This is a genomic window from Kutzneria buriramensis (genome assembly GCF_003387475.1).
Taxonomy (GTDB): domain Bacteria; phylum Actinomycetota; class Actinomycetes; order Mycobacteriales; family Pseudonocardiaceae; genus Kutzneria; species Kutzneria buriramensis.
This window is the reverse complement of record NZ_QUNO01000015.1, coordinates 148,330-175,041: the sequence shown is the minus strand read 5'-3', so window position 1 is coordinate 175,041 and position 26,712 is coordinate 148,330. Positions and strand designations below refer to the sequence as shown.

General features: G+C 71.3%; 30 protein-coding genes. 15 read left to right on the top strand and 15 right to left on the bottom strand.

Annotated elements, in window-relative coordinates:
• The first annotated feature begins 32 nt into the window (after nucleotides 1–32).
• On the top strand, nucleotides 33–1,097 hold the full coding sequence (locus BCF44_RS37765; RefSeq protein WP_116179428.1) for a class I SAM-dependent methyltransferase: 1,065 nt from the start codon (nucleotides 33–35) through the stop codon (nucleotides 1,095–1,097).
• Here the strand turns inward: BCF44_RS37765 and BCF44_RS37760 are convergent.
• The gene (locus BCF44_RS37760; RefSeq protein ID WP_116179285.1) at nucleotides 1,084–1,719 is read right to left on the bottom strand and encodes a response regulator; all 636 of its coding nucleotides are present in this window, start codon (nucleotides 1,717–1,719) and stop codon (nucleotides 1,084–1,086) included. The two genes, BCF44_RS37765 and BCF44_RS37760, sit on opposite strands and share 14 nt — an antisense overlap.
• The gene (locus tag BCF44_RS37755; protein WP_116179284.1) at nucleotides 1,712–2,845 is read right to left on the bottom strand and encodes a GAF domain-containing sensor histidine kinase; all 1,134 of its coding nucleotides are present in this window, start codon (nucleotides 2,843–2,845) and stop codon (nucleotides 1,712–1,714) included. The genes BCF44_RS37760 and BCF44_RS37755 overlap by 8 nt, the downstream gene beginning before the upstream one ends.
• 155 nt (nucleotides 2,846–3,000) lie before the next feature.
• On the opposite strand from BCF44_RS37755, the gene BCF44_RS37750 reads away from it, so the two are divergent.
• The 4 genes from BCF44_RS37750 to BCF44_RS37730 all read left to right on the top strand — a co-directional run bounded on the left by BCF44_RS37750 (nucleotide 3,001) and on the right by BCF44_RS37730 (nucleotide 5,688).
• The gene (locus tag BCF44_RS37750; RefSeq protein WP_116179283.1) at nucleotides 3,001–3,666 is read left to right on the top strand and encodes an SDR family oxidoreductase; all 666 of its coding nucleotides are present in this window, start codon (nucleotides 3,001–3,003) and stop codon (nucleotides 3,664–3,666) included.
• Entirely contained in the window at nucleotides 3,663–4,004 is a 342-nt protein-coding gene (locus BCF44_RS37745) for a VOC family protein (protein WP_116179282.1), read from the top strand. The genes BCF44_RS37750 and BCF44_RS37745 overlap by 4 nt, the downstream gene beginning before the upstream one ends.
• Nucleotides 4,001–5,008, top strand: coding sequence for an S-adenosylmethionine:tRNA ribosyltransferase-isomerase (locus BCF44_RS37740; RefSeq protein ID WP_116179281.1), 1,008 nt, complete (start codon nucleotides 4,001–4,003; stop codon nucleotides 5,006–5,008). Before BCF44_RS37745 ends, BCF44_RS37740 begins: the two co-directional genes overlap by 4 nt.
• Nucleotides 5,009–5,385: 377 nt before the next feature.
• On the top strand, nucleotides 5,386–5,688 hold the full coding sequence (locus tag BCF44_RS37730; protein WP_116179279.1) for an STAS domain-containing protein: 303 nt from the start codon (nucleotides 5,386–5,388) through the stop codon (nucleotides 5,686–5,688).
• 1 nt (nucleotide 5,689) lies between these two features.
• Here the strand turns inward: BCF44_RS37730 and BCF44_RS55965 are convergent, their stop codons facing one another.
• Complete coding sequence (locus tag BCF44_RS55965; RefSeq protein ID WP_170217960.1) at nucleotides 5,690–5,836, bottom strand: hypothetical protein; 147 nt, start codon at nucleotides 5,834–5,836, stop codon at nucleotides 5,690–5,692.
• 72 nt (nucleotides 5,837–5,908) lie between these two features.
• Nucleotides 5,909–6,865 carry a hypothetical protein gene (locus tag BCF44_RS37725; protein WP_116179278.1) on the bottom strand — a complete coding sequence of 319 codons (957 nt, stop codon included), beginning with the start codon at nucleotides 6,863–6,865 and terminating at the stop codon, nucleotides 5,909–5,911.
• Nucleotides 6,866–6,986: 121 nt separating this feature from the next.
• On the opposite strand from BCF44_RS37725, the gene BCF44_RS37720 reads away from it, so the two are divergent.
• From BCF44_RS37720 to BCF44_RS37710, 3 genes are all read left to right on the top strand, one after another.
• Entirely contained in the window at nucleotides 6,987–7,895 is a 909-nt protein-coding gene (locus BCF44_RS37720) for a hypothetical protein (protein WP_116179277.1), read from the top strand.
• 163 nt (nucleotides 7,896–8,058) lie between these two features.
• Entirely contained in the window at nucleotides 8,059–8,733 is a 675-nt protein-coding gene (locus BCF44_RS37715) for an SMODS-associated NUDIX domain-containing protein (protein ID WP_116179276.1), read from the top strand.
• Nucleotides 8,730–9,737, top strand: coding sequence for a hypothetical protein (locus tag BCF44_RS37710; RefSeq protein ID WP_116179275.1), 1,008 nt, complete (start codon nucleotides 8,730–8,732; stop codon nucleotides 9,735–9,737). Before BCF44_RS37715 ends, BCF44_RS37710 begins: the two co-directional genes overlap by 4 nt.
• Before the next feature lie 216 nt (nucleotides 9,738–9,953).
• Here the strand turns inward: BCF44_RS37710 and BCF44_RS37705 are convergent, their stop codons facing one another.
• The 3 genes from BCF44_RS37705 to BCF44_RS37695 form a co-directional block, all read right to left on the bottom strand.
• On the bottom strand, nucleotides 9,954–10,622 hold the full coding sequence (locus BCF44_RS37705; RefSeq protein ID WP_116179274.1) for a Crp/Fnr family transcriptional regulator: 669 nt from the start codon (nucleotides 10,620–10,622) through the stop codon (nucleotides 9,954–9,956).
• 2 nt (nucleotides 10,623–10,624) lie between these two features.
• Nucleotides 10,625–11,230 carry a nucleotidyltransferase family protein gene (locus tag BCF44_RS37700; RefSeq protein WP_116179273.1) on the bottom strand — a complete coding sequence of 202 codons (606 nt, stop codon included), beginning with the start codon at nucleotides 11,228–11,230 and terminating at the stop codon, nucleotides 10,625–10,627.
• A gap of 90 nt (nucleotides 11,231–11,320) precedes the next feature.
• Nucleotides 11,321–11,920, bottom strand: coding sequence for a hypothetical protein (locus tag BCF44_RS37695; protein WP_147328777.1), 600 nt, complete (start codon nucleotides 11,918–11,920; stop codon nucleotides 11,321–11,323).
• Nucleotides 11,921–12,082: 162 nt separating this feature from the next.
• Here BCF44_RS37695 and BCF44_RS37690 point away from each other — a divergent pair, with 162 nt between their 5' ends.
• The 3 genes from BCF44_RS37690 to BCF44_RS37680 all read left to right on the top strand — a co-directional run bounded on the left by BCF44_RS37690 (nucleotide 12,083) and on the right by BCF44_RS37680 (nucleotide 14,319).
• Complete coding sequence (locus BCF44_RS37690; protein WP_116179271.1) at nucleotides 12,083–12,502, top strand: RrF2 family transcriptional regulator; 420 nt, start codon at nucleotides 12,083–12,085, stop codon at nucleotides 12,500–12,502.
• A gap of 10 nt (nucleotides 12,503–12,512) precedes the next feature.
• Nucleotides 12,513–13,733, top strand: coding sequence for a globin domain-containing protein (locus tag BCF44_RS37685; RefSeq protein WP_116179270.1), 1,221 nt, complete (start codon nucleotides 12,513–12,515; stop codon nucleotides 13,731–13,733).
• Nucleotides 13,734–13,866: 133 nt separating this feature from the next.
• Complete coding sequence (locus tag BCF44_RS37680; RefSeq protein WP_116179269.1) at nucleotides 13,867–14,319, top strand: GNAT family N-acetyltransferase; 453 nt, start codon at nucleotides 13,867–13,869, stop codon at nucleotides 14,317–14,319.
• A gap of 76 nt (nucleotides 14,320–14,395) precedes the next feature.
• On the opposite strand, the gene BCF44_RS37675 is transcribed toward BCF44_RS37680, so the two are convergent.
• Together BCF44_RS37675 and BCF44_RS37670 are read right to left on the bottom strand one after the other, a co-directional pair.
• Nucleotides 14,396–14,926: a VOC family protein gene (locus tag BCF44_RS37675; protein WP_116179268.1), complete on the bottom strand. Its 531-nt coding sequence runs from the start codon at nucleotides 14,924–14,926 to the stop codon at nucleotides 14,396–14,398.
• Between the two features lie 51 nt (nucleotides 14,927–14,977).
• Nucleotides 14,978–15,634, bottom strand: coding sequence for a phosphoribosylanthranilate isomerase (locus tag BCF44_RS37670; RefSeq protein ID WP_116179267.1), 657 nt, complete (start codon nucleotides 15,632–15,634; stop codon nucleotides 14,978–14,980).
• Nucleotides 15,635–15,720: 86 nt separating this feature from the next.
• On the opposite strand from BCF44_RS37670, the gene BCF44_RS37665 reads away from it, so the two are divergent.
• Nucleotides 15,721–16,464: a zinc ribbon domain-containing protein gene (locus BCF44_RS37665; RefSeq protein ID WP_116179266.1), complete on the top strand. Its 744-nt coding sequence runs from the start codon at nucleotides 15,721–15,723 to the stop codon at nucleotides 16,462–16,464.
• A 7-nt stretch (nucleotides 16,465–16,471) separates the two neighbouring features.
• Here BCF44_RS37665 and BCF44_RS37660 read toward each other — a convergent pair whose 3' ends face one another.
• From BCF44_RS37660 to BCF44_RS37650, 3 genes are all read right to left on the bottom strand, one after another.
• Nucleotides 16,472–16,798, bottom strand: coding sequence for a hypothetical protein (locus tag BCF44_RS37660; RefSeq protein WP_147328776.1), 327 nt, complete (start codon nucleotides 16,796–16,798; stop codon nucleotides 16,472–16,474).
• Nucleotides 16,795–18,552, bottom strand: coding sequence for a zinc ribbon domain-containing protein (locus BCF44_RS37655; protein WP_116179264.1), 1,758 nt, complete (start codon nucleotides 18,550–18,552; stop codon nucleotides 16,795–16,797). Before BCF44_RS37655 ends, BCF44_RS37660 begins: the two co-directional genes overlap by 4 nt.
• 67 nt (nucleotides 18,553–18,619) lie before the next feature.
• A complete protein-coding gene (locus BCF44_RS37650) occupies nucleotides 18,620–19,414 on the bottom strand; it encodes a S1 family peptidase (protein WP_116179263.1) in 795 nt (264 codons plus the stop codon).
• Nucleotides 19,415–19,609: 195 nt separating this feature from the next.
• Between BCF44_RS37650 and BCF44_RS37645 the strand changes: the two genes are divergently transcribed.
• The 3 genes from BCF44_RS37645 to BCF44_RS37635 are packed head-to-tail and all read left to right on the top strand — an operon-like array spanning nucleotide 19,610 to nucleotide 22,722.
• The gene (locus tag BCF44_RS37645) at nucleotides 19,610–20,728 is read left to right on the top strand and encodes a PP2C family protein-serine/threonine phosphatase (protein WP_246016047.1); all 1,119 of its coding nucleotides are present in this window, start codon (nucleotides 19,610–19,612) and stop codon (nucleotides 20,726–20,728) included.
• A 46-nt stretch (nucleotides 20,729–20,774) separates the two neighbouring features.
• Complete coding sequence (locus tag BCF44_RS37640; protein ID WP_246016033.1) at nucleotides 20,775–22,265, top strand: sensor histidine kinase; 1,491 nt, start codon at nucleotides 20,775–20,777, stop codon at nucleotides 22,263–22,265.
• A gap of 16 nt (nucleotides 22,266–22,281) precedes the next feature.
• Nucleotides 22,282–22,722: a response regulator gene (locus BCF44_RS37635; protein WP_116179260.1), complete on the top strand. Its 441-nt coding sequence runs from the start codon at nucleotides 22,282–22,284 to the stop codon at nucleotides 22,720–22,722.
• 16 nt (nucleotides 22,723–22,738) lie between these two features.
• Here the strand turns inward: BCF44_RS37635 and BCF44_RS37630 are convergent, their stop codons facing one another.
• From BCF44_RS37630 to BCF44_RS37625, 3 genes are all read right to left on the bottom strand, one after another.
• Complete coding sequence (locus BCF44_RS37630; protein ID WP_116179259.1) at nucleotides 22,739–24,238, bottom strand: dolichyl-phosphate-mannose--protein mannosyltransferase; 1,500 nt, start codon at nucleotides 24,236–24,238, stop codon at nucleotides 22,739–22,741.
• A 49-nt stretch (nucleotides 24,239–24,287) separates the two neighbouring features.
• Nucleotides 24,288–24,416 carry a hypothetical protein gene (locus BCF44_RS58725; RefSeq protein WP_281283186.1) on the bottom strand — a complete coding sequence of 43 codons (129 nt, stop codon included), beginning with the start codon at nucleotides 24,414–24,416 and terminating at the stop codon, nucleotides 24,288–24,290.
• 127 nt (nucleotides 24,417–24,543) lie between these two features.
• The gene (locus BCF44_RS37625; RefSeq protein WP_116179258.1) at nucleotides 24,544–26,703 is read right to left on the bottom strand and encodes a hypothetical protein; all 2,160 of its coding nucleotides are present in this window, start codon (nucleotides 26,701–26,703) and stop codon (nucleotides 24,544–24,546) included.
• Between the last annotated feature and the right edge of the window lie 9 nt (nucleotides 26,704–26,712).

The following is a 26,712-nucleotide window of genomic DNA, read 5'->3' as shown; positions in this document are numbered from 1 at the left end:
CACCGGTGGTGATCGCCGCTACGCTGCGGCCCATGACCGCTTCCTCCCTGCCGGAGACGGATCCTGTCGCCGCGCGGCGCCCCCAGTACCTCGCCGACATCGAGGCCGGGCTGGACCGCTTCTACGAACCCCGCCGCGACGACTGCGCCTGGTGCGGCGGCGGCAACCTGGCCACCCGCCTGCGCACCGTGGACCTGTTGCAGCACAAGCCGGGCCGGTTCGAGCTGTCCGAGTGCCAGGACTGCCATCACGTCTTCCAGAACCCCCGGCTGAGCCTCGCCGGCCTGGAGTTCTACTACCGCGACTGCTACGACGGCCTCGGCGAGAAGCAGATGGCGGCCATGTTCGAGGGCAACACGGCCGGCCTGAAGGACCGCGCGTCGCTGCTGACCAAGCACCACGCGCCCAAGCGCTGGCTGGACGTCGGCACCGGGCACGGGCACTTCTGCAAGGCGGCCGCGGAAGTGTTGCCGGACACGGAGTTCCACGGCCTGGACATGAGCGCGGGCGTGGAGCTGGCCCAGGAGCACGGCTGGATCAGCAAGGGGTTCCGGGGGAACTTCCCGGAAATGACCGGCGAACTGGCCGGCAACTACGACGTGATCAGCATGTTCCACTATCTGGAGCACACGCTGGACCCGAAGGCTGAGCTGTCCGCCGCAGCGGCGGTGCTGCCGCCCGGCGGGCACCTGGTGATCGAGCTGCCGGACCCGGAGTCGCGCTGGGGCCGGATCCTCGGCCGGTACTGGATGCCGTGGCTGCAACCGCAGCATTTGAACATGATGCCGATCGGCAACCTCAAGAAGGCCGCCGAGGAACTGGGTTTCACCGTGCTGGACGAGCAGCGGGCCGAGCCGCACGGCTCGATGGACATGGTGGCGGCGCTGGCGCTGTGGGCGAACTGGGTGGTCAAGGGCAACGACGTGCCGTGGCAGCCGAAGCCGCCGAGCGCGCTGCGCAAGCTGGTCCGCAAGCTGAGCATGGTGATCTCGGTGCCGCTGCTGGTGCTCGCGTTCATCGCCGACAAGCTGCACGCGCCGTACGGGCGCAAACACGGCTACTCCAACGCCTATCGCGTGCTGCTCACCCGGAACTGATCAGTCCGGTGCGGACGGCGTGCAGCGCCGCCTGGGTGCGGTCCTGCACGCCGAGCTTGGCCAGGATGGCGCTGACGTGCGTCTTCACCGTCTTCTCGGACAGCACCAGCGACCTGGCGATCTCCCGGTTGGACCGGCCACGGGCCAGCTCGGCGAGCACCTCGCGCTCGCGGCCGGTGAGGTGCACGCCGTGCGGCTGCGCCTCGCCGGCGGCCAGCAGCCGTGCGACATCGGGGTGCAGCAACACATGTCCGGCGTGCACCGCCCGGATCGCCGCCGCCAGGGCCGGCGGATCCACGTCCTTGTAGACGTACCCGGCGGCGCCCGCGCGGACCGCCGGCAGCACGGCGGTCGGGTCGGTGAAGCTGGTGATCACCAACACCCTCGCGGCGCTGCCGTTCGCCCGAAGGCCTCGCAGCGCCTCCACTCCCCCGCTGCCGGGCATCTTCAGGTCCAGCAGCACCACATCCGGTTCCAGCTCGGCCACGGCGTCCACACAGGACTCGCCGTCGGCGGCCTCGCCGACGACGGCGATGTCGTCCTGGAGGTCCAGGAAGGTGCGCAGTCCCTGGCGCACCACCGGATGGTCGTCCACCACAAGGACTTTGATCGGGTCACCCACCGGTCGCCACCTCCACCCGCACCGTCGTGCCGCCGCCGGGAGTCGAGGTGACGACCAGCCGGCCGCCGACCGACCGCGCCCGCTCCCGCATCGACGACAGCCCCAGCTTGCGCGCGGCCTGCTCGGACCGTTCCGGCTCGAAGCCGACGCCGTCGTCCCGGACCTGCAACGCCACCTGACCGCCCCGTTCGGACAGGTCGATCTCCACCCGGCTCGGATCCCCGTGCCGCAACGCGTTGTGCAACGCCTCCTGCGCGATCCGGTACAGGGCCTCGCGTCGCGCGGACGTCAGCTTCGACACCGGGCAGCCGACGAACACCACCTCGGCGTCGTGCACCCGGTCCAGCAGCTCGGCCTGCTTGCGCAAGGCGGCGTCCAGGCCGTCGCCGGAGAGATCGACCGGCAGCAGGCCGACCACCACCGCCCGCAGCTCGGCGCTGACCTCGGACGCCAGCCTTCGCACGGTGTCCAGCTCGGCGGCGGCCCGCTCGGCGTCGCGGTCGACCAGGGCCGCCGCCGCGTCGGCGGTCAGGCGCAGCGAGAACAGCTTCTGTGTCACGGCGTCGTGCAGCTCGCGCGCGATCCGGTTTCTTTCCTCCACAATGGACAGCTCCCGGCTGCGCTCGTAGAGGCGGGCGTTGACGATCGCGATGGCCGCGTGCGCGGCCAGCAGCCGCAGCATCTCCTCGTCCTCGGCGCTGAAGCCGCCTGGCGTGTTCTTGTTGGCCAGGAACAGTTCGCCGAGGATCTCGTCGCCGTCGGTGATCGGCATGCCGAGGAAGTCGGTGAGCACGGGGTGCGCCGCCGGCCACCACTCGAACTGCGGGTGCCGGCGGATGTCGTTCAGCCGCACCGGGTTCGGGTCGCGCAGCAGCACGCCGAGCAGCCCGTGCTGGCGCGGCACCGGGCCGATCGCCTTCCACTGCTCGTCGCTGATGCCGTCGGCCAGGAACTCGGCGAACGACCCGTTCTCGTCCGGCACGCCCAGCGCCGCGTAGCGGGCGTCGAGCAGCCGCCGCGCCGCCGTCAGGATGGTCTGGAGCACCTCGCGCACCGACCGCCGCGCGGTCACGGCGAGCACCGCCGCGCTCAGTTCGCGCAGCTCACCCCGGTCGCACGTGCCCATGTACGCACCGTACCCACATCCGCGCCGGCGCGGATCGGGCGGCGGTCCTAGGTCCAAGGTCGTAGGCCGGCCGGGTCCCGAGCCCGATGGTTCGGCCGCGCCCGCCGCCTAGCGTCGATGACGAGCGGAAACGACGTTTCGAGGAGGTGGCGGGGATGCCCGTCGCGATCATCACCGGCGCGTCCCGGGGCCTGGGCCTCGCGCTGGCCCACGGCCTGTCCGACGCCGGCTGGAGCCTGGTCCTCGACGCCAGGGGGGCCGAGGACCTGGCGGCCGCCGCCGAGCAGCTGCCGGGGCCGGTGCGCGCGGTGGCCGGCGACATCACCGACGCCGGCCACCGCGCCGACCTGGTGGCCGCCGCGGCCGAGCTCGGCGGCCCGGACCTGCTGGTCAACAACGCCGGCGTGCTGGGCCCGAGCCCGCTGCCGGCGCTGTCCGACTTCCCGCTGGACGGGCTGCGCGAGGTGTACGAGGTGAACGTGCTGGCCCAGCTGGCGCTGACCCAGGAGGCGCTGCCGGCGCTGGTGGACCGGGACGGCGCGGTCGTGTTCGTGACGTCCGACGCCGCCGTCGAACCGTATCCCGGGTGGGGTGGGTACGGCTCGGCCAAGGCCGCGCTGGAGCAGATCGGCAAGGTGCTGGCGGCGGAGGTGCCCGCGCTGCGGGTGTGGGTCGTCGACCCCGGCGACCTGCGCACGAAGATGCACCAGGACGCGTTTCCCGGCGAGGACATCAGCGACCGGCAGCTGCCGGAGGCCGTGGTGCCGGCGTACGTGAAGCTGCTGACCGAGCGGCCGGAGTCCGGCCGGGTCCGGCTGTGACACCGATCGCGCTGTGGTTGCCGTACGAGGTCGAGGACCTCCAGGCGGCGACCGAGTTCTACACAGTCCGACTCGGGCTGTCCGAAGTGGATCGATTCGAGGGCGGGGTCGTGCTGCGGGCCGCCGACGGCGCGTACGTGGAGCTGGCCGCGGCGGGCTCGCCGCGGCCGGCGCCGCTGGCGTTCGAGCTGGCCACCGATGCCGAGGTGGACGCCGCCTTCGCGGGGCTGCACGGCGTCGAGGTGTTGCGCGGGCCGGGCCGCTATCCCCGGGGCCACTACGGCTTCGAGGTGCGCGGCCCGGCGGGGGCGACCGTGATGATCTGGAGTGAGCGATGACTGCGACCGTGGAATTCACGCTGCCGACCGAGCTGGAGGCGCACGAGCCGCCGGAGGCCCGGGGGCTGGCGCGGGACGGCGTGCGGCTGATGGTGGGCCGCCGTGCGTCCGGGGAGATCAGCCACCACCGGTTCGACGAGCTGCCGACGCTGTTGACGCCGGGCGATGTGCTGGTGGTCAACACCTCGGCGACGCTGCCGGCGGCCGTGCCGGTGGTGAACGCCGACCTGCGGCTGCACGTGTCGACGCAGCAACCCGACGGCAGCTGGCTGGTCGAGCTGCGCACCGCCGACGGCCCGTACGGGAACGCCGTCGCCGGCCAGCGGTACGAACTTCCCGGCGACGCCTCGGTGACGCTGCTGGAGCCGTACTCGCGGGGTCGACTGTGGACGGCGCTGTTCGACGTTGCCTCGGTGCCGCAGTACCTCCTGAACCACGGCGTGCCCATTCGCTACGGCTACGTGCCACGGGCGTGGTCCTTGCCTTACTACCAAACGGTTTTCGCCACCCATCCCGGCAGCGCGGAGATGCCCAGCGCGGGCCGACCGTTCACCGACCGGATCGTCACGCGGCTGGTGTCGGCCGGCATCCAGTTCGCGCCGATCCTGCTGCACACCGGCGTCGCGTCACCGGAGGCACACGAACGTCCCTACCCGGAGCGGTTTTCCGTGTCGGCGACGACCGCCCGCGTCGTCAACCAGGCGCGCGCGGCCGGCAACCGGATCATCGGCATCGGCACCACCGCCGTGCGGGCGCTGGAAAGCGCCGTCGAGGGCGACCGGGTGGTGCCGGCGAAGGGCTGGACCGAGCTGGTGATCACGCCGGAACGGGGCGTGCGCGTGATCGACGGACTGCTCACCGGCTTCCACGAGCCGATGGCCTCGCACCTGGACATGCTGGCCGCGATCGCCGACGAGCCGCTGCTGCTGGCCTGCTACACGGAGGCGGTCCGGGCCGGCTACCTGTGGCACGAGTTCGGCGATGTGAACCTGCTGCTGCCGTAGCCCGCGCGTGACCGTCTCGGTCACACGCCGTGATCAGGCGGTCGCCGCACTGCTCACCACCGGCCGCCACCACGTCGTCGCGAAGGGTGACACCGGCATCGATCCAACGACCAGACTGGTGACGGTCGGTGATCGGACGGTATCCCCACGGCGACTTGGTGAACTGGATCTCACTGGACGATCCGGCCCTCACCGACGCCGCCGTCCAGATCGACGCCGTGTCGCCGAATCCCCTGCGCCACAGGGACTTCACCGCTCGGCCGCCGGCGGCCCAAATGCCCGACCGGATCGCCACTCCGCCGGCCCGTCACGTCTTCCGACACCCCGAACCGGATACGGCACTACGCCGTTTGCACGGTCGCAAGTAGGGTTGCCCGGTGCGAGTAAGCAGCGAAGGAACGGAGACCGTGGTCCTCGCCGTGGCCGGCGAGGTGGATCTGGGCACCGCGCCGAGTCTCGAGGAGGCCGTCACCGCGGCTGTCGAGTCCGTCGGCGCCAAGGCGGTCAGAATCGACCTGGCCGAGGTCTCCTTCATGGACTCGACCGGCCTGCGGGTACTGCTGTCCGGCCGCCAGCACGCCGAGCGGCTCGGCATCGGCTTCACCGTCGCCAATCCACGCCCGCACCTGCTCAAGGTGATGCGGGTGACCGGCATCGACGGCCTGCTCGGCGTGTCCTGACTCACCCCGCCAGGTCGTCCAGCGCGGCCACCACGACATTCCAGGCAATACGGACGAAGTCCTCGTCGGGCCGGTAGCCGTCCATGTGCTGCCGGCGCGGGTGCACGAGGTTGCGGTGGCCGCGCAGCACGTGCGCGTAGTCGACCACGTCCCGGGCGATCCAGCCCCGCTCGCCGGCCAGGTCGATCAGCGCCTCCGATGACGGGGAGGTCGACCACGCTCAGGGGTAGAGCCAGCAGATGCCGTAGCTGAAGCCCTGTTCGGGACGGTCGAAGCGGGCGTGGACCTCGTCGGCGCGGTCGAGGGGAAGGATGGGTCCGTCGGGAACGCCGTGGTGCGGGAGGGTGCGGGGGAAGGCCCGCTCGGTCTGCCAGACGGCGACGGGCCGGCGCGCGGCGGAGAAGCGGACGCGGGTCTCGAACAGGGTGCAGCTGACCAGCGGGCTGAAGACGTAGTGGTCGGAGATGGGCAGCCCGTCCCGGACCTGGAAGACGATCGAGTACGTGTGCGACTCGTTGCGGGCGAGCGGTCGCGGCAGTTCGAGGATGTACCGGAAATGGCTGGTGCCCTGGCGGTTCTGGGCGACGATGCGGGCGCCGTGCTGGATGTCGGCGTGCACGTCGCGGTCGACGTCGGCGCCGTCGGGAGGCCGCGGCACGCTGAAGCGGGCCACAATGCGGTCGAGGCCGTCGCGGGTGGCGACGATGGTGCGCTCCTCGATGACCTCGGGGGCGGGACGATCCAGGCGCACGAGCACCCGTAGCTGACGGACGGCCCACCCGCGTTCCGGATCGGACGGATCGACGCGCCGGGCGATGACCTGGGCCAGCTTGACGAAGGCGTCGTCGATGCGCCGCCGGGCGGTGCGCTCGGACCAGTGGAACTCGCTCGCCAGCAGCTCGGTCCGGGCGGACAGCTTGGCGGCGTAGCGATCCCGGTCCAACGCAAGGGCCACCAGGACGACTCTGCGTTCCTCCGCAAGGAGATCCGCCTCGGGAATCTGCGCGACGGCGGCGTCGACGAGCCGCCGGATCTCGGGGTTCGGGCAGTCTGGCGGGATGTCGGCCCACCGCGCGACGGCGGGTCCGATCAAGCTGTGCACGGCCGGCCGGTGCAGCCCCCGCCCCCGCCGCAGCACCAGGAACTCACCGGTCAGATCGGTCTCGTACCGCGTCATGCCCCCTCCATGACGAATGGCCGGCCCCGACCGGGATCGGCCAGGAATTGGCCAGTTCCGGCGCGGAGGCCACGCGACCATCCACCCGGACAGGCTATCCGGATGGCCGAGGAGATGGTCGGTGTCGGCAGCGCACACTCCCGTCGTCCCGCTGGGCGACCTCGATGAGCTGCGCGAACTCGCCCGCGGCGGGCGGCTGGGCGCGCAGCTGTCCAGCCCGGCCAATGCTAGGCAGGCAAGGCTGTTCGCGACGTTGTATTCACTCGTGTGGCCGATCGTCTTCGACCGGCTGACCAGACCGCTGGAACTGCGCCGCGGCCACCGCCGGTGCGCCAGCCGGGTGACGCAGCTGTCCCCGGACTGCGTGGACGGTTTCCATGACGACGTGGAGGCGGTGGTGGACGGCGTGCGGCGCCGGGCGACGGTGCCGATCAACGACCTGGAGGCGTGGATCGCCGGCATGGCAAGGGCGGCGACGGTCGACGGCTACCGCCGACGGCGCGGTCAGCTCGGGGCGCCGCAGCGGCCGAGGGTGCCGGGGTGGCTCTCGGAACGGCTGCGGCACGACCCGTGGCTGACCGCGCTCTCCTTGCACATCATGGAATGGGTGGGCGTTCCGATGACGGCGGGCCACCAGCTCTGGCCGCTGGACAGCTGGGCGGACCGCCGTGCGCACGTGACGGGAGACTGGGCGGGCAGCACGCCGGAGGCGACCGCGTGGGACGTGGAGCGGGTGCTCGCGGCGATGCGCACGCGGCCGCTGTGGTACGAGAGGAACGTCGAACAACCGTTGGGGCGCAAGCAGACGCCGGCGCCCATGCACCCGGTGTCGACGCCGCTGGCGCTGGCCCCGGAGCGGGACGAGGAGGGCGTGGCGGAGTGGGCGGTGTGGGCCATCTGCCGCCGCGTGGACGCCGGCGAGGACGTCCGAGAGGTGGCGGCGGACGTCGTGCGCCGGGCGTTCCACGGCCGGCTATCCGCCCTCCGACTGGCCCGGATCGTCGACGCTGTCGTCGAGATCCTCGGCTGATGCGGCGTCGGCCAGCTCCCGGCGGAACAGATCCAGCAGCAGCTGGCATTGCCCGGCGGACACCGGCTGTGCTCGTCTGGTCATCAGCTTCCTGTCCCTCCCACGACGACGTCGCCGGTCACTGACGGACGTGACGGGCGCACAGCGAAAGGAGGTGGGGCCCATGCGGTTGCTGGCGGCTCCGCTGCACGTCCGGGTGTCGTTCTCGGCGATCCTGCGCATCCGGGACGACGAGGGGATCGTGCTGTTCGAGGCACGCTCGCGACCGGGGGCGTTCACCCCGCCCGGCGGCGTGTTCAAGTACTACGGGCCGGCGGCGGATGTGTTGGAGGCGCTGGATTTCCGCGGTGACCGGTGGACCGATCGGGAGTCCGACATGCGCCGGGACCTGCGCGGCCTGCTGCCGGCGCGCTCGGTGCCGGGCTTCCTGCGCTGGTTCGAGAGCGGCGCCTACCGCGAGGACGCCGAGGAGTGCCTTCGCCGCGAGCTCACCGAGGAGCTGACGGAGGTCGGTTTTCCCGATCTGGCGGCGGATGTGCGATATGTGAGCTTTGCTCACCTGCGCACGGAGATCGAGGGGCCGGATCCGGTGCCGGGCAAGCCGTACCGCCAGCTGCGCCGGTTCGAGTTCCACGACCTGGTGTGCGCCAACCAGCGTTCGGTGCGATTACGGGACCGGATCATCGCGCTGGCGGCGGATCCCCGCGTGCACACGGTGTTGGCCGCCGGCGCGGAGGACATCCTGCACGGCCGCGCCGGCCGGGCGCTGATCGCGCCGCACACCGCGTACCTCACCGGGGGCGCCCGCACCCGGTCCGACATCCCGTCGCTGCGATGACCCCGAACCTGGCGACGGTGGCCTGCCTGCCGGTCACCGTCGCCGACGACACGGCGGCGCTGTCGGTGGTGCTCACGCCGGGGCCGCCCGAGCCGGGCTGGCACCGGATCGTGACGCACGTTCGGGGCCAGCTCTCGCCTTCCGTACCCGTCGCCGACCTGTCCGGCCCCTCGCTGAGCGCGGTCGCCGGCATCGGCGAGTCGACCTTCGGCTGGACGCTCGGCCGGTTCGACGGCCCGGCGCTACCGACGGAAGCCGTTGCGCTGCAGGCATTCCTGCCGATCGAGTCGTCGCCGCGGGAGCTCGATCTGACGGTCCGCGTGGACATGTCCTTCGCCCGCAAGGGTTTGCGCCGGCGGATCGATCACCACCGCGCGCCGGCACCGTGGCGATTCCGTGTGGTGGTGCCGTCCCGGCGCAGCGCCGCCGCGGACAAGCCGCGCGTGCGCTTGTGTCTGGCGGCGGACATCGAGCGCTACAGCCGGTTCGGCAATCCGGAGGCGATGCTGGCGCAGGAACGGCTGCTCATCGTGATGCGGCGCGCCCGGGCGCACGCGGGTGTGGACGAGTCGGCCGTGCTCACGGAGGGCGCCGGCGACAGCCAGTTCGCGATCCTGCCGGAGGGCCTGGACGAGACCCGGGTGGTGCCGCTGCTGATCGAGGGGCTGGCGCAGGCGCTGCGGGACGTCAACCGCGACCTGGACGACCACCATCGGCTGCGGATCAGGATGGCGATGGACCGCGGGCTGCTCACGCCCAGCGTCAACGGCTGGGTCGGCTCGTCCACGATCGCCGTGCACCGGCTGCTCGACTCGCCGGCGCTGCGGACCGCGCTGGCGGCCGACCGCGGCGTGGACCACGCCGTGATGGTGTCGCGGACATTGTTCCAGGACGTCATTCGGCACGGCTATCACGGGCTCACGCCCGGCGCCTTCGCCGAAATGGACGTGGATATTCCGGGAAAGGGATTCAGCGAGCGGGCTTGGCTGCACGTGCCGCGCTGAAGACGCTCGCCGACCGGATAGGCCCCGGTCGGCGAGCTCAGCGAGGCGTGTGCGGCGATCAGGCGCGGGCGACGCCGGCGATCCACACGATGACGTGGCTCTCCATGGTTTTCCCCTCCCTCGTCATTCGAATCGGAAATCCGATCCGAATTCAGAATGGGCGGGAAGGGGCGGGAACTCAGCGCCGCGTGGCACACCGCGAACGTGCCATGTGGCTCACACGCGGGCCAGCGACCGCAGCACCTCCGGGCGGCTGACCACGATGCGCCGGCGGCCGGTGCTGACCACGCCGCGGCTACGCAGCATCGCCATCGCGCGGGCCACCGCCCGTCGGGAGGCCCCGAGCTGTTTGGCCAATTCCTCCTGCGTGAACGGCGTGTCGATCACGACCCCCTCGGGCGTCTGCCTACCCCGCTCGGCCATCAGGCGGGCCAGGTGCGCGGCCAGGCGGTGACCGACGTCCAGTTCCACGGCCCCGACGCGGGCCTTCTCCGCCTGCCGCAGCCGCACCGCCAGCGTCTTGATCAGCGCCATGGCGATCTCGGGCCGTTCGCGCAGGCAGGCCTGGAACCGAGCGGCCGTCAGCTGCGCCACCGTCGTCGGCTCGATGCTGCGAACCGAGGCCGACCGCTCCCACCCGTGCAGCGCCGCCAGATCCCCCAACACATCCCCCGGCCCGCGCAGCGCGTAGACCAGCTCCCGGCCGTCGTCCAACAGCGTCGACACCCGCACCCAGCCCGACACGATCACGTGCAGGAAGTCCGACGGATCCTCCTCGCGGATCAGGACCTCGTCCGCCGCGAACGACCGCTTCAGGCCGGCATCGAGCAGGTAGGTCCGGTCGGCCGGGCCCAGGTAGGCGAGGAGGCTGCCGTCGACGTCCATGGCTACGCGGCCTGGGGCCAGGCAAGCACGGTCAGGGTGGGCCATTGCCGACGCCAGCGGGCGGTCTTCGCCTCGTACACGTCACGAGGAGCCAGCACCGGGTTCGGACGCACGACGAGGTTGAACGCATCCGAAAGGCCGTGCGGCGCATAGACCCGCCACCGCCCACCGGAGTCGACCCGGATGCCGATGCAGCAGGTGGTGGCGGCGAACGAGTCGATGGCGGCTTCGGTCGAGTCGTACGGCTGGCAGGGCACGCCGAACTTCTGCTCGTACCACAGGTGCACGCGCGCCTCGTTGCGGATCTCGACCTCGGCCGGGATGTCGGCGAACGCCGTGCGGCCGGCCTGGATGACGGTGTCCTCGGCCTCCCAGGACAGGTCGGCGCCGTCGAAGTAGAACAGGTCGTAGTCCAGGATGCCGTCGGTGGCGGGGCGGCCGGTGACCACGTTCCACACGGTCTGGAACACGCAGCCGGCGGTCAGGTACCAGCCGGGCAGATTCAGCTCGGCGGCGCGGGCCAGCACGTCGGTCAGGGCGGTGTTGTGGCTGAGGATCTCGCGCAGCGCATCGACCTGCTCGTCGACGGGCAGTCGGCTGATCGGCATGCCGGTTGTCTACCAGCTGCCGGCCGCGCGGGCACGCACAAACGCCGAAACGGTTGGCCCGCATGGCTGCGGGCCAACCGCTCCCTCGGATCAGCGCTTCAGGTACACGCAGGTGATGTGGAAGGTGGCCCCGTAGTCGTGGAAGTACGACACCAGGCTGTACCCCTGGGCGACCAGGGACGCATTCGTGAAGCGGCAGGCGGCATGCAGGTCGAGCGGATACAGGGTGTTGCCCGACCGGCAACGCCAGCCGCCGACGTTCTTGTAGGCGACGTAAGCGTCCTGGTACCCCAGCGACCGGCAGTAGTCGCCGATGCGGTTCAGGTCGGTGCCGACCCCGTAGCTGTTGGCGTTGAGCGCGGAGCAGTTGCCGTTGCCGGCGTAGGTGACGTTGAACCCGGCGGCCCCCAGGTCCCGGAACTGCCAGCGGCAGGCGCCGAACAGGTCCAGCGGGGTCCAGTACTGGCCGCCGCCGTAGTAGCACACCCACGGGTTGGACTGGCCGTTGTCGGAGACCTCCGCGCCCTGGTAGCCGAGCGCGATGCAGTACTCGTTCAGCATCATGCCGCCCAACGGGGCATTCACCGTCGCGGGAGCGGCCGGCGCGGCGTCGGCGATCGGCTCGACGCCGAAGACCGTGAGGCCGAGTCCGAGTGCCATCAGGGCGAGCCGGGCAAGGGTGCGTCTCATCGAGGATCTGCTCCTTCGGTTGGACCGTCGGCGGCCAGCCTGGTGGGCGACACCGTTGCGCAGGCGCGATTCCGAACACCGCCGTACAACGGCGAACACGCGCCCGGTGATCACGAACACAGAACAGGTACGGGCAATACCTCTTTTGGCTAGCGTTGCCCCGTGCACCTCAGCCGAGCCACCGACATCGCCTTGCGGATCCTGATGTTGGCGGCCGCCCAGCGCCGGCAGTTGACGATCGACGAGCTCGCGGCGGCACTCGACGTGCCGCGCAACCACGTCGCCAAGGTCGTCCAGCGACTGCAGCGCCCCGGCTGGCTGACCACGACGCGCGGACGCGGCGGCGGCATCACGCTGCCCGACGCCACCCTGGGGGCCTCCGTCGGTCGCATCGTCCGCGACTTCGAGGGAGTCGCCGAGGTCGTCGACTGCGACACTCCGCCCTGCCCGCTGCGCGCCGCCTGCCGGCTGCGCGGCGCGCTGCGGAACGCCCAGGAGGCCTTCTTCGCCTCCCTCGACGACGTCGTGCTCCAGGACCTGATCGCGCCGCCCACGGGCACCACTCTGCTTACTCTGACCTAGGGGTACGACGATGCTCTCCTCGTCATCGACCACGATCGTGGCCGCGACGCTGCCTGCCGTCCGCACGGCGGCCGTCGACATCAGCACATCCTTCTACGCCGCCATGTTCGCCGAGCACCCGGCGCTGCTCGACGTGTTCAACCGGGGCAGCCAGGCCAACGGCGACCAGCAGAAGGCCCTGGCCGGCGCGGTGATCGCGTACGCGCAGAGCCTCGTCGGCGACGGTGTACCCGTCGACCCGGTGGTGCGGCGGATCGCGCACAAGCACGCTTCCCTGGGCATCCGTCCCGAGCAGTACACGATCGTCGGGCGGCACCTGCTGGCGGCCGTGGCGCGTGTCCTCGGCCCCGCGGTGACACCGGAGGTGGAAGTCGCCTGGGACGAGGTCTTCTGGCTGTTCGCGGTCCGGCTCATCGCCGCCGAAACCCGCCTCTACCAAGAGAAAGGCGTCGACCCGGCCCAGCCCCACGCGCCGTGGCGGGTGGTCGGCAAGTACGACGAGGCACACGAGGCGGTTTCCCTGCTGCTGGCGCCGGAATCCGGCGCTGTGCCCGAGCACCGGCCCGGCCAGTACGTCACCGTCACCGTCGATCTCCCTGGTGCGGGAAGGCAGTCACGCCAGTACACGATTTCCCACGCCGCCGGGCACTCGGCGCTGCGGATCACCGTACGTCCGGCGCGCGGGACCGGCGGCGCGCCGGACGGGCTCGTGTCCTGTCACATCGCGGATCGCCTCAACGTCGGCGACACCGTCGGCGTGAGCCGGCCGTTCGGCGATCTCACGCTCGACGAGGAGATGACGCCCCTGCTCCTCGTCAGCGCCGGCATCGGCATCACGCCGATGGCGGCGATGATCGAGCACCTGGGCAGGGAGCAGCCGCTGCGGCCGGCCGTGGCCGTCCACGCCGAACGCGACCCTGGCCGGCACGCGCTGTCCGGGCACATGACCCGACACGGCGCTCGGCTGCATTCGTTCGAGCACATCAGGTTCTACGAGTACGAGGCCGGCCCGACCTCGCGCGCCGGCCTCGTGCGGCCGGACGAGATCCCGCTCGCGGCCGGCGCGGCCGCCTACCTGTGCGGCCCGCTGCCGTTCATGCGAGACGTCCGCGCCTCCTTACTGCGCCGTGGCATGCCGGCCGACCGCGTGCACTTCGAGGTGTTCGGCGCGGACCTGTGGTCCACCGACGCCGACCGCCTGCCGAGCGGCGACCCGACGCCCATCGGCTGACAGCCGCGCCGGTTCCACAGGTGGTCGTCGAAGCCGTCGGCTCCCGCACCCACCGACGTCGATTGCCTTCAGGCATGCTGCCGGCAGCATGCCTGAAGGCACTGGTCACACGTTGGGAAGGGGGACCCGCGGCATGAACGGAACGGTGGACGTGGTCTTCAAGGAGCTGACGTCGGACGATGTCCCGCTGCTGAGGTCCGATCTGCTGCCGCTGCTGCGCCGCTTGCGGCCGGCCATGAGCGACGAGCTGTTCGCCGAGCTGGTGACCGACGGCTTCGAACAGGGATTGCGCTACCTGGTCGCCTACTCGCCATCCGGGCTGCCGCTGGCTGCGGCGGGCTACCGGATACTGGTCACCAGCCGTGGACGCGTCCTGTTCGTCGATGACCTGGTCACCGCCGAGGAGTCCCGGTCGCGGGGCTTCGGCGCCCGCGTGGTGGACGAGCTGACGGAGGTGGGACGCCGCGCCGGTTGCGACCGCATGGAGCTCGACTCCGGCGTCGTCAACACCGCGGCCCACCGCTTCTACCTCCGCCACCGGTTCGACATCAGCGCCTTCCACTTCGCCCGGCCGATCGCACCGTGAGGAACACCGTCGCACAACGCCGGACATCCACGGACGCCCTCGAACCAGCCGGGAGTGACAACCGCACGTCAGGCGGTCACTCCGCGCCGTCGAGGTGCAGGGACTCGCCGTTGAAGATGCCCAGCTCCTCGGCATAGAACTCCAGGCCGACACCGTTGGGGTCGCGGACGTAGATGCTGTCCTCGACGCCGCGGTCGGGGCCGAGGTAGTCGATGCCCTCGGCGTCGAGCTTGGCCTTGATGGCGGCGAAGTGCTCGGCGTCGACGGACAGCGCCAGGTGCTGGACGGCGCCGATGGTCTCGATGTAGTCGGGCTGCTCGTGGCCGGGGAAGTCGAAGAAGCCCAGCAGATTGCGGTTGCCCAGGTCGAAGAAGAAGTGGCTGGAGCCGGCGTAGTCGCGGTTCTCCACCAGCTCGACCAGCGGGAAGCCGAGGAACTCCTGGTAGAAGCGGATGGTCGTCTCGACGTCCTTGGCGACCAGGGCCAGGTGGTGCACGCCCCGGACCGGGGTGGCGGGCCGCTCCCCGACGGGCCGCAGGTACTTGTCCTTGAGCTCGGCGCGGCGGGCCCGCACGGCCTCCAGCTCGGCGCCTTCCGGTTGCGGCATGACGGTCTCCTCTCGGGTCCCCACCACTATAGTTGAACGCTCAATGACTTGCTAGCCCCGAACGGCCTCGATGAACGCCCGGACCTTGCCGTGGTCCTTGATGCCCTTGGACGCCTCCACGCCGGAGCTGACGTCGACGGCGAGGGTCCGGCAGAGCGGCCGCAGCGCGGCGATGCCGTCCGCGACGTTGTCGGGGGTGAGCCCGCCGGACAGCACGAGGTGCGCGTCGGGCGCGGCCGGCAGCAGCGACCAGTCGAAGGTGCGCCCGCCGCCGCCGTAACCGGGGACGTGAGCATCCAACAGAATCGCCTTGGCCCGGTCGAAACGCTTCGAGAAACCGATCAGGTCGAACGGCGGGCCGTCCGGATCCAGCGGAATGCGGGCCGCCCGCAGGAAAGCGCTGTGCCCCTGCCGCGAGGAGGCCCAGCACTCCTCGGGCGTCTCGTCGCCGTGGAACTGAAGCAGCGCGCCGGGAATCGCCGACGCGGCGGCGATCACGTCGTCGGCTGGCGTGTTCACGAACAGCAGCACCGGCGTGACGAACGCCGGCAGCCGCGCGGCCAGCTCGGCGGCTCGTTGCGGCGTCACGTATCGGGCGCTGGGCGGGTAGAAGACGAAGCCGATGGCGTCGGCCCCCGCCTCGACGACCGCGTCCACGTCCTCGGGCCTGGTCAGACCGCAGATCTTCACGGGCGTTCTGGTCCCCATGTGTCCGCACCGTACACGCCCTCGCGGCCTTCCCCCATTCGAGTTCACCCCGCTAACGGACTCGTCCCGGCGGCGAACTAAACGCCATGACGGCATGCCCGAAGTGCGACCGGGACAACGCCCCCACCGCTCGGTTCTGCGGAAAGTGCGGCACGCCGCTCGCGCCGCCATCGCTGGAGCCGCAGACGATTCCGCATCCCGTACCGCCGCCGGTCGCCCCGCAACAGTCACGCCATCGGTCACAGGGCAGCCTGCTGGTGCCGATCGTCGCGACGGCCGCTGCGGTCACGCTCATCGCCACCGGCGTCGTCGTGTTCGTGTTGCCGCACTTCACAAACGAGGCCACGCCGACGGTCACGGTCGGCGCGCCGCCGCTGTCGTCGACGGCTCCCAGAACGACCACCACGGAGCCCACCACCACGACCGAGCCGACGACCACCACCACGACGGGGCCGGCCACCGTGGCGGACCTCCAGGCGCAGGCGGCCGCCGACCACGCGACGGCGGAATCCCTTGTCGGACAGTGGGCGCCGCAGATCTCGTCCAAGCGGCCCGGCCTGGTGGTGAACGGCGTGAGCTACGACTACCCCAGCATCATGGCCGACTTCCAGACGCTGCGCGCCCGCTACCCGAAGTCGATCCTGCTGTACTCCGGCGACTACACCAACTACAGCGGCCGCGACTTCTGGGTCACCATGGACGCGGACGCCTTCCCCACCGCCGCGCAGGCCAACGCCTGGTGCGACCAGCAGGGCTTCGGTGAGAAGGACTGCTACGCCAGCCGCCTGGAGCACACCGGCGGCCCGGACGGCAACTCCCAGCTCCGCTAGGGCGAACTCAGGCCAGGAACGTGGCGATGAGCTTGGTGATCTCCATGACGGGCTCGCTGAGCACACCGACCACGGCGGCGATGCGCTGCCACGCCCCGCGCACGACCTCCTTGTCCGGACGGGAGGCGCGCAGCTGCGCCTCGATCGCGTCCAGGCGCTCCCGCACCTCGTCGCGGCCGCTGCCCGGCGCGTCGCGCAGCAACGCGTCCCTCTGGTCGACCAGCGCGTCCAGCAACGGATTCACGGAGCTGTTGAAGCTGACGACGTTCCCGCTGCCGATCGCGCTGCCGGTCATGCTGGTGTTCTTGACCTCGTACGTGTCGCCCACCGTCATCGTCCCTTCGTGTTGATGGTGTTCCCGGTGCCGATCGCGGAGTTCTGCAACGTGGTGTTCTGGAGGTTGTAGTTGTTGACCACGGGGTCGGCCAGCTTCATGAACTCCACCGCCGAGTAGCCGCGCTCCTGGAGGTACTCCCCCACCGCGCGGAACAGCGTGGAGTCCAGGATCCGCACGTACCGCTTGACGTCCACGTCCTGGAAGTAGCTCTGCACCCGGTCGGCCTGGGCGAACTCGCGCAGGCTGCGGTCGGCGCCGTACTTGGCCGGCACGACCTCGTGCAGGCCCTGGTCCAACGGCCGGAACCGGCGGAACACCGACGCCAGCCGCCGCACGATCGTCCCCGGCAACACGAACAGCTCCACGACCGTCGCGTTGATGGGGCTCAGCCACGGATCCCGGTACTCGTCGATCTCGCGGAACTCCGGCGCGATCGGCAGCAGCGCGAAGAACCGCCACTCCAGGTACAGCATCTTCTGGTCGGTGCCGGCGTGCAGGTAGCAGGACGTGGTGAGGTCCCGGTCCCACGCTTCCACGCGGTAGCAACGGTAGTAGCGCGCCCACTCCACGGCGGCGTCGGCCAGCGACCGCGCCTGCTCCACCGAGATCTGCGACGCCGGCGCGTGGTGGAGGTCGGCCAGGATCTCCGGCGCGATCCGGTGGTCGATCACCAGCCGGTCGGCGGCCAGCAGCACCTGCTCGCGCGTGGTCAGGTCCTCCAACCGGCGGCCGGGGCCGAGCGTCGAGGTGGCGCGCAGCCGGTCGATCGCGGCGGCGACGTGCTCGTGCAACCCGTTGACGTCGATGGGATCCGGCTCGACGTCCTTTTTGGATGGTTCGAGGGCCATCGCGATCAGCTGGTCGTACACGGGCACGCCCGCGCCGATGAACGGCGAGAAACCCCGGTGCACCACCACGTCCGCCCGCTCGACGTCCTCGTCCACGCGCCCGACGGCCACCTCGACCCGGTTCAGCGGGAGGTGGAAGGCGGCCAGCCCCATGCCGCGCAGCCGGCGCTCCCACTCGTGCCGGCTGGACCGGCCGTCGGGAATGAACTCGTTGCGGCTGAACCGTTCGTGCACCAGGTAGTGCTCCGCGAACTTGTCCACGGCGACCACCGCGACGATCAGCAGCAGCACGATGACCGTCAGGATCAGTGCCACGCTGAGGAAACCGCCCGACGACGACGGCGGTGCCGTCGGGGCGGTGTCGTAGAGGCCGCCGCTGCCTGAGGAACTCGATCCGCCGAGGCCGGAGGACGACAGGACCGAGTAGAAGCTGACCACGCCGATGATCGTCAGCACGATGCCCACGCCGAGCACCACGGCGAGGCCGATGAGGACGTTGCGGGCGGTCAGCCGGGAACGCCCCAGCAGCAACGCCAAGGCGAGCCCGAACACCAGCCACGCCCCGAACACGAGCGGGTTGGTGAACAGCAGCGCGGTCAGCAACAGCAGCAGCACGCCGTCGCGGAGCCGCCGACGCGTCAGCGCGGCGACCGATTCCCGGAGCACGGCGGTCGTGTCCACACCGGGCGCCGGCGGAATCGCGCGCAGCGGCTCCACCAGGAACTCGCGGATCGCTTCGTTGGCGTAGTCCTCACTCAGCTGCGCGGCCGCGCACAGGTAGCGCGTGGTGTTGTCGCGCTGCACCAGCGAGGCCCCGCAGCCCTGGCAGTACTTGTCACCGGCCGGATTCACCGTGGCGCAGCGCCAACAGTGCTGGTTCCGTTCGGTGATCCCCGCAGCCATGGCCGCTCCCTCCGGGCCTGTGTCTCGCCCAGAGATCGCGGTCACGGCCGCGAGGTGTTAGCCCATGTCACTCGTTCGCGGCAACGCTCGCGTAGCCGACCTGGGCCGCGATCCAGTCCGCCACCACGTCGACCCTGGTCGTGGTCTCGGGCGTGGTGTGCGGGCAGTCCGGTCCGTCGCTCTCCACCGACACCAGCACGCCGGCCGTCAGACCGGCCGGCACGAAGTACGGCGCGCCCGAGTCGTAGAGGCAGGCGCTCGTGTCGGCGGCCGGCGACACGCCGTGCACCTCGAGCATCGGGTCGGCGACCGTGCTCACGGCGACCTGGCCGTAGGTCATGTGCGTGCCCGGCGTCGGGTTGACGGAGTCGGTCGCGCCCCAGCCGGCCAGGTCCAGCTTCTGCCCGACCCTCGGCTTGTGCCGGTTCACCAGCAGCGGCGCCACGTCGGTGACCGGGCTGGCCAGCTTGGCCAACGCGATGTCGCCCTTCGGCGCCTGCCGCACCTCGGTGACGGCCACCGTGTGGCCGCCGCTCTCGGCGAGGTCGACCTTGCCGAGCGTCGCGGTGGTCGGATACGGCACGGGGCCGCTCACCGGATTGCGGTTGACGTCGTGGAAACAATGGCCGGCGGTGATGACCCACTGGGGCGCGATCAGCGAGCCGGAACACGCGCTCGACCGGGTCGTGCCGTCCGGATTCGGGATATCCGTCATGGTGAACTTCACGGTGAACGGAAACGCGCCGGGAGGGGCGTTGTGGCCGTCGGCCACCGCGTTCGCGGGGGCGGCGGCCAGCAGCCCGGCGGTCACCGAGGCCGCGGCGGCGGCGACCGCCGCGACGACTCTGCGCTTGTGCGCCACGAGAACTGGTCCAATCTCACGGGAATGTCGACCCCATCCGGCGGAATCGACACCGCCGGACGGGCGTTTCGCACGCTAGGAACACAACACAATAGTCACAAGGGACTCGGGCGGGTGACCATCGATGCGTGCCCGGAATGCCGTCGACCTAAGATCCCCGCAGAGACCGTGGCGGGAAGGGTGGCAGGGTTGCGGGTGCTGCTGGTCGAGGACGACGACGGTGACGCCGTGCTGGTCACCGCGCTGCTCGACGAGGTGGGCGCGCCGGTCGACGTGACCAGGGTGCGCACGGCGCGCGAGGCGGTGGCAGTGCTGCCGGGCTTCGACTGCGTGCTGCTGGACCTGGGGCTGCCCGACGCCAGCGGGCTGGACGGCCTGCGCCGCATCCTGGAGCGGGCCGGGCAGGCGGCGGTGCTGGTGCTGACCGGCCACGACGACGAGGAGCGCGGCATCCAGGCGCTCGCCGTCGGGGCGCAGGACTACCTGGTCAAGGGCCAGGTCGACGGCTCGCTGCTGCTGCGCGGGATCCGGTACGCGATCGAGCGCCGCCGCGCCGAGGACACGCACCGCCAGCTGCGCGAGGAGCGGCTGCTGGCGCAGGAGACGGCCCGGCTGGAGCGCGGCCTGCTGCCGTCGCCGCTGCTCACCGAGAACTCGCCGCGGCTGACCTCCCGCTACCGGCCCGGCCAGCGGCGGATGCAGCTCGGCGGCGACTTCTTCGACGCCGTCACCGGCGCGGACGGCTCGCTGCACGTGGTGATCGGCGACGTCTGCGGGCACGGGCCGGACGAGGCGGCGCTGGGCGTGTGCCTGCGGATCGCGTGGCGGACGCTGGTGCTGGCCGGGCTGCCCGACGAGCAGGTGCTGAACACGTTGCAGGAGCTGCTGATCCACGAGCGCCACCGGGAGGGGATCTTCACCACCCTGTGCATGGCGACGATCCAGCCGGACCAGGCGGCGGCCGCGGTGTACCTGGCCGGGCATCCGTCGCCGATCCTGATCGACGACGGCGGCCCGCGGCCGCTGCCGCGGGACCGGGCCGGCCTGCCGCTGGGCGTGCTCAGCGACGCCAAGTGGTCGGCGCTGGAGCTGGCGCTGTCGCCGGGCTGGTCGCTGCTGCTGTACACGGACGGCCTGATCGAGGGGCGGATCGGCGCGGGCTCGGACCGGCTGGAGACCGAGGGCCTGGTCGAGCTGGTGGCCCGCTGCGACCGGCCGAACCTGGTGCGCGAGCTGGTGGCGGCCGTGGAGCGCACGACCGTCGGCGACCTGGACGACGATCTGGCGCTGGTGCTGCTCGAAGACACCAGGTGAGGCTCGCGCTGCGTCCGCCGGCCGGCTGCCCGATGCTGGAGAGATCATGGACGAGCGAATGAGGCCGGGCTGGCCGCTGCGGCGCTGGTACCTGGCCGTGGTCGTGGTGATGTTGCTGGTGGTGGGGGCGGCCGTCGGTGTCGGGGCGTGGGCGCTGCACCGCCTGGACAACGCCCGCGCGCTGGTCGTGGACCAGGTCGACCCGGCGTCGCGGCAGGCGCTGACGCTGTCGACCGCGCTGGTCGACGAGGAGACCGGCGTGCGCGGGTACGTGCTGACCGGCCAGCAGGACTTCCTCCAGCCGTACCAGGACGGTCGGCAGCAGGAGGCGCAGGCCGTCGAGGCGCTGCGCGGGCTCCAGACCGGCGACCTGGCCTCGGCCAACGCCGCCCTGGACGACGTGCAGCGGGCCGCCGACCAGTGGCGGACCCAGTACGCCGAGCCCGCGTTGAAGCACGCCAGCGCCGGCGACATCGACCGCGGCAAGACCCTGTTCGACCAGGTCCGGGCGTCGTTGACGGCGCAGCAGGCGCGGCTGGCGGCCGCCCGCGCGGACGGCCGGACCGTGCTCGCCGACGCGTACGACAACCTCATCGTGGTCGGCATCGTCGTGGCGGTCGTGCTGTTGGCGCTGATCATCGTGCTGGCGCTGCTCGCCCACTACGGCATGGTGCGGCCGGTGTCGCGGCTGGCCACCGAGGTGCGGCTGGTCGCCGACGGCCAGTTCCAGCGGCCGGTGACCGGCAGCGGGCCACGGGAGATCGTCAGCCTCGGCGCCGACGTCGACCAGATGCGGCTGCACATCGTCGACGAGCTGGACACGTTGCAGCAGGTGCACGACGAGTTGGAACGGTCCAACCGCGAGCTGGAGCAGTTCGCCTACGTCGCCTCGCACGACCTCCAGGAGCCGCTGCGCAAGGTCGCCAGCTTCTGCCAGCTGCTGGAGCGGCGGTACAAGGGGCAGCTGGACGAGCGGGCCGACCAGTACATCGGGTTCGCGGTCGACGGCGCCAAGCGCATGCAGGTGCTGATCAACGACCTGCTGGCGTTCTCGCGGGTCGGACGGCTGACCCGCGAGCAGGTGGTCATCGACTGCGACGAGGTGCTGCGGCAGGCGCTGGCCAACCTCGCCACGATCATCGAGGAGTCCGGCGCGGAGGTCGACGCCGGGCCGCTGCCGTCCGTGCGCGGCGAGCCCGCGCTGCTCACCGCCGTGTTCCAGAACCTGGTCGGAAACGCCGTCAAGTTCCGCGGCGACGAGCCGCCGCGGGTGACGCTGTGGGCGGTCCGCGACGGGGACTTCTGGACGTTCACCTGCGCCGACAACGGCATCGGGATCGAGCCGGAGTACGCTGAGCGCGTCTTCGTGATCTTCCAGCGGCTGCATCCGAAGGACGCGTACCCGGGCACCGGCATCGGCCTGGCGATGTGCCGCAAGATCATCGAGTACCACGGCGGACGGATCTGGCTGGACACCGACGCCGACCGGGGCACCACGTTCCGGTTCACCCTGCCGGTCGTCGAGGAGGAACAGTGACCAAGGAGGAGGGTCGGTGACCGAATCGTTCGTCGACGTCATCGACGTGCTGCTGGTCGAGGACGACCCGGGCGACGTGCTGATGACCCGCGAGGCGTTCGAGCACCACAAGCTGCGCAACAAGCTGCACGTGGTAGCCGACGGCGTGGAGGCGCTCCAGTTCCTGCGCCGCGAGGGCGAGCACGCCGACGCGCCGCGGCCCGGGCTGGTGCTGCTCGACCTCAACCTGCCGCGCAAGGACGGCCGCGAGGTGCTCGCCGAGATCAAGTCGGACGAGTCGCTGCGCAGCATCCCGGTGGTGGTGCTGACCACGTCCGAGGCGGAGGAGGACATCCTGCGCAGCTACTCGCTGCACGCCAACGCGTACATCACCAAGCCGGTGGACTTCGACCGGTTCATCGAGGTGATCCGCCAAATCGACGACTTCTTCGTCACGGTCGTCAAGCTGCCCCGCTGACGTCCTCGGGCGGTGATCAGCGCCAACTGGGCAGCCACAGCTCGGCCTGCCACCGGGCGGCGCTGATCGGGTCGCCGTTCAGGATCGGCCACAGCCAGACGAAGTCGGCCACCACCAGTCCGGTGTAGACGGCGACGAGCAGCAGGCCGGTGCCGCGGCGTTCGCTGCCGGCCTTCGCCCGGCCGAGGACGTCGCCGCAGGCCAGCACCAGCCCCAGCACCAGGAACGGCGCGAGCGGGGTGACGTAGAAGAAGTACATCTGCCGGTCGATGTCCACGAACCAGGGCAGCAGGCCGGCCATGTACCCGACCATCACCGCCGCGTGCCGCCAGTCGAACCTCACGAAGGCCCGCCACAGCGACCAGCCGATCATCGGGAACGCCAGCCACCACATCGCCGGCGTGCCGATCAGCATCTGCGCGCTGAGGCCGCCGCCGGTGTTGCTCTGGTAGAAGAAGAGTTGTGGCCGCAGACCCATCGGCCACGTCCAGGGCTTCGATTCCCACGCGTTGGGCGGCACACCCGGCGCGCCGGTGATGAGGTTCTCGTGGAAGTGCAGGACATTGGCTTCGTAGAACAGGAACGAGCTGAGCGCGGAGTCCCTGGTGTGCCGGTCCACGCCCGTCTCGCTGCCGAACCACGCCCACCAGTCGGCGACGTAGACCAGGACCGGAATCGCCGCCAGCGACCACAATGCCGGCAGCACGTCCCTTACGATCGCGCCCAGCCACGGTCGTTCCACCCCGGCGGCGCGGCGCGCGGTGGCGTCCCAGATCACCGACAACAGTCCGAACGCGACGACGTAGTACAGGCCGTTCCACTTCACGCCGGCGGCCAGTCCCAGTGATATTCCGGCCGCGAACCGCCACCAGCGGAACCCGAGTCGCGGTCCCCACCGGGATTCGTCGGCCCAGCCTTCCGTCACCGCTGTGGCCAACCGGTTTCTCGTCGCGTCCCGGTCGACCAGCAGGCAGGCGAAGGCGATCAGCACGAAGAGGGCGACGAAGACGTCCAGCAGAGCCATCCTCGCCATCACGTGGCTGACCCCGTCGCAGATCAGCAGAATCCCCGCCAGCGCGCCCAGCATCGTCGAGCGGGTCAGGCGGCGGGCGATCCGGACGATGAGGAGGATGCAGACGGTGCCCGCGATCGCCGACGAGAACCGCCAGCCCCAGCCGTCGTAGCCGAACAGCCACTCCCCGACCGCGATCAGGTACTTGCCCACCGGCGGGTGCACGATGAACTCGTAGCCGGGATTGTCCTCGTAACCGCCGTTGCGCGGCATCTGCCACGCTTCCGGCGCGTAGTACTTCTCGTCGAAGTCGGGGGTGCCCAGGTCGGTCGGCCGGCCCAGGTCCCAGAACCGGATCAGGCCGCCCAGCAGCGTGATGCCGATCGTCACGTACCAGCCGCGGGCCGTGTCGGTGGGTCGCCACACCGCCAGCCGCTCCAGCGGCCCGGCGGCGGAAGGTCGCTGGAGCGGCGGGACCTCGCCGACGTCCACCACTGCTGCCATGACCCCGATCATGGCGTAGGCGGCGTGAACCCGAGGTCAGAGCGCCGGCTCAGGCCGCCCGACGGGCCGGCACGGAAGGCGAGTCGGGCTCGGTTTCACGGAGGGCGGCGTCCATCTCCTCCTGCTCCCGGTACACCCGCTCCAGCACGTCGCCGATGTCGTGGAATATGTCGGTCATGGTCCCAGGGTGAGCGGCCGTTCTTCACGTCTTCTCCACACGGACTCGACGCCTCTGACGTGCCGCCCAGCCGTCTGCCCGAAACCGACATTCGGTGTGTCCCTGAGCGCGACTCGCGGGGGTGAGGTCAGGCGGGGGAGCCTATGGAGCGGGAGAAGCGGGTGGGGTCGGCGACGGGGCCGGTGGCGGCGCGGAGTTTGGCGGCGTCCTCGAGGTGGGTGAGCTGGTCGCCGCCGCCGATCTCGCCGAGCAGGACTCGGTTGTCGTGCACGCCGAGCACCTGGAAGCGGGTGCCGGGGAGGAAGACGATGGGCTCCAGCTCCGGCTCCAGGTAGCCGGTGCGCCGGCCGCTGTCGGACCAGACGATGAACTCGGCGTCGCCGGGCAGGGCGACCTCGGTGGCGGTGACGGCGTTGAGGAAGCTGACCTCGGTGAGGATCGCCCCGGCGCGGTGGGTGTCGGGGTCCAGCGACCCGCCGCAGAAGGCGACGCCCTCGTACACCGGCAGCCGTTGCAGGCCGGAGATCACGCAGCTGAGGAACGGCAGCAGCGCGTCGACGTCGCCGGACAGCAGCGCCTCGTCGGCCTTGCGCTCCCCCGCCGACAGGTAGACCAGCACCGCCACCAGGTCCGTGACGACGGACTGGAGCTCGCCCTCCCGCAGCTCGGGGTGCTGGATCAGCAGCCGCAGCACCCGGCTGGCGTAGGCGTCGTACTGGTCGCCGAGGGTCCGCCGCATCCAGCCCCGGTGCTCGTCCATGGCGGTCTCGGCGGCCACCAGGGTGTCGAGCAGGGTGTCGACGTCGATGCCGGGATCGACGAGGAACGGCTCGATCCGCGCGGGCACGGGCGGCGGCTCGACGGGCGTCCACTTCTCGGCCGGGGCGGCCTGCCCCAGCTCCAGCTGACGGCGCAGCAGCACCATGGTCGGCAGGTCGTCGTCGATGTCGTAGTTGACGTCGGCCTCGGCCGGCGCCTCCACCGACACAGCGACCGGTTCAACCGGCTCGGGCTCGGGTTCGGGCTTGGCCGGGGCCTCGCCGAACACGAGCCGCACCACCCGCTGCGTGTCGGCGTCCAGACCGGCGAACAATCGCGCGCCGGCGACGCTGACCTCGTCGATGACGGGCTCCCCCGGCACACCGACGGTCAGCCGCGCCCACTCGGGGTCGACGGGCAGCGCCCGCACCGAGGCGGCCTCGGCCGGCGCGGGCCCGGCGGCGCGGACCCACAGCCCGGAGGCGACGGCCTCGACGACCACGGTCGGCGTCAGCTCCCACAGCCCCGGCCGCAGCGGCTTCATCCCGGCGATGGGCGGCCGCGCGGACACCACCTCGGGCGCCTTGCCGGGCCGGTACCGCAGCTCGATGGCGTACGCGCGCCAGGTCGCCCGGCCGTCGCCGGCGACGATGCTGACCTCGATGCCCCGCTCGGTGGTCACCGGCAGCCCGTTGAAGGCGATCACCGGCCGGCCGATGGTCTCGGCGGCGAACCGCCCCAGGTCGACCCCGAACGACGCGAAGCGCACCCGGCGGCGGATCTCCTCGGGCAGCGCCTCCCACAGGGCCCGCAGGTCGGCGGCCGGCAGCGCGGGCTCCTCGGGTCCGCCGAGGATGACCGTCAGCACGTCCATCCGCACCGGCACGCCGAACGCCAGCGTGGAGTGCCGGCGGGTGGCGGCGGTCGGGGTGGCGTGCAGCCACAGCCCGGTCGGCACGGGTTCGGCGACGGTGCCGGCCCCGGCCCGCCAGGGCGCCGTCGTCATGAACGACTCCCACTCCGGGGAGGGGAACCGCGCGCCCATGGCCTCGCTGGGCTGGTCGGGCTGGAACCGCCGCCAGGAGCCGGTGGCGTGCGCGTTGGCGACGAACGTGGAGCCGCCGGGGATGGGCACGAGGGTGCCGTCGGGGGCGATGACCTCGGCCTTGAGCTGCTCGGACAGCCACTGCGCGGCGATGGTGCGCGCGGGCGCGCCGGCGACGGCGCTGCCCACGCCGGACACCGCCAGCCGCACCGGACCGCGGCCGCGCAGCGCCTGGACGAGGGCGTTCCAGTAGGTGCCGTCGCCGTCGGGCGGGAAGTCGACCACGACCACGGTGCGCCCCGGGTCGCCGGGCATCGCGCCGGCCAGCGCCATCGCCTGCCAGCCGGGGCCGGGCGGCGCGGACACGACCAGGGCCGAGGCGACCTGCCGGGTCTGGAACTCCACGACCGGCTGCCGCGTCTCGGCGACCGGGCGCTGCGGCGCGGGCTGCTTGGCCTTGCGCGACTTCAACCAGTTGATCATGAGGTCGGC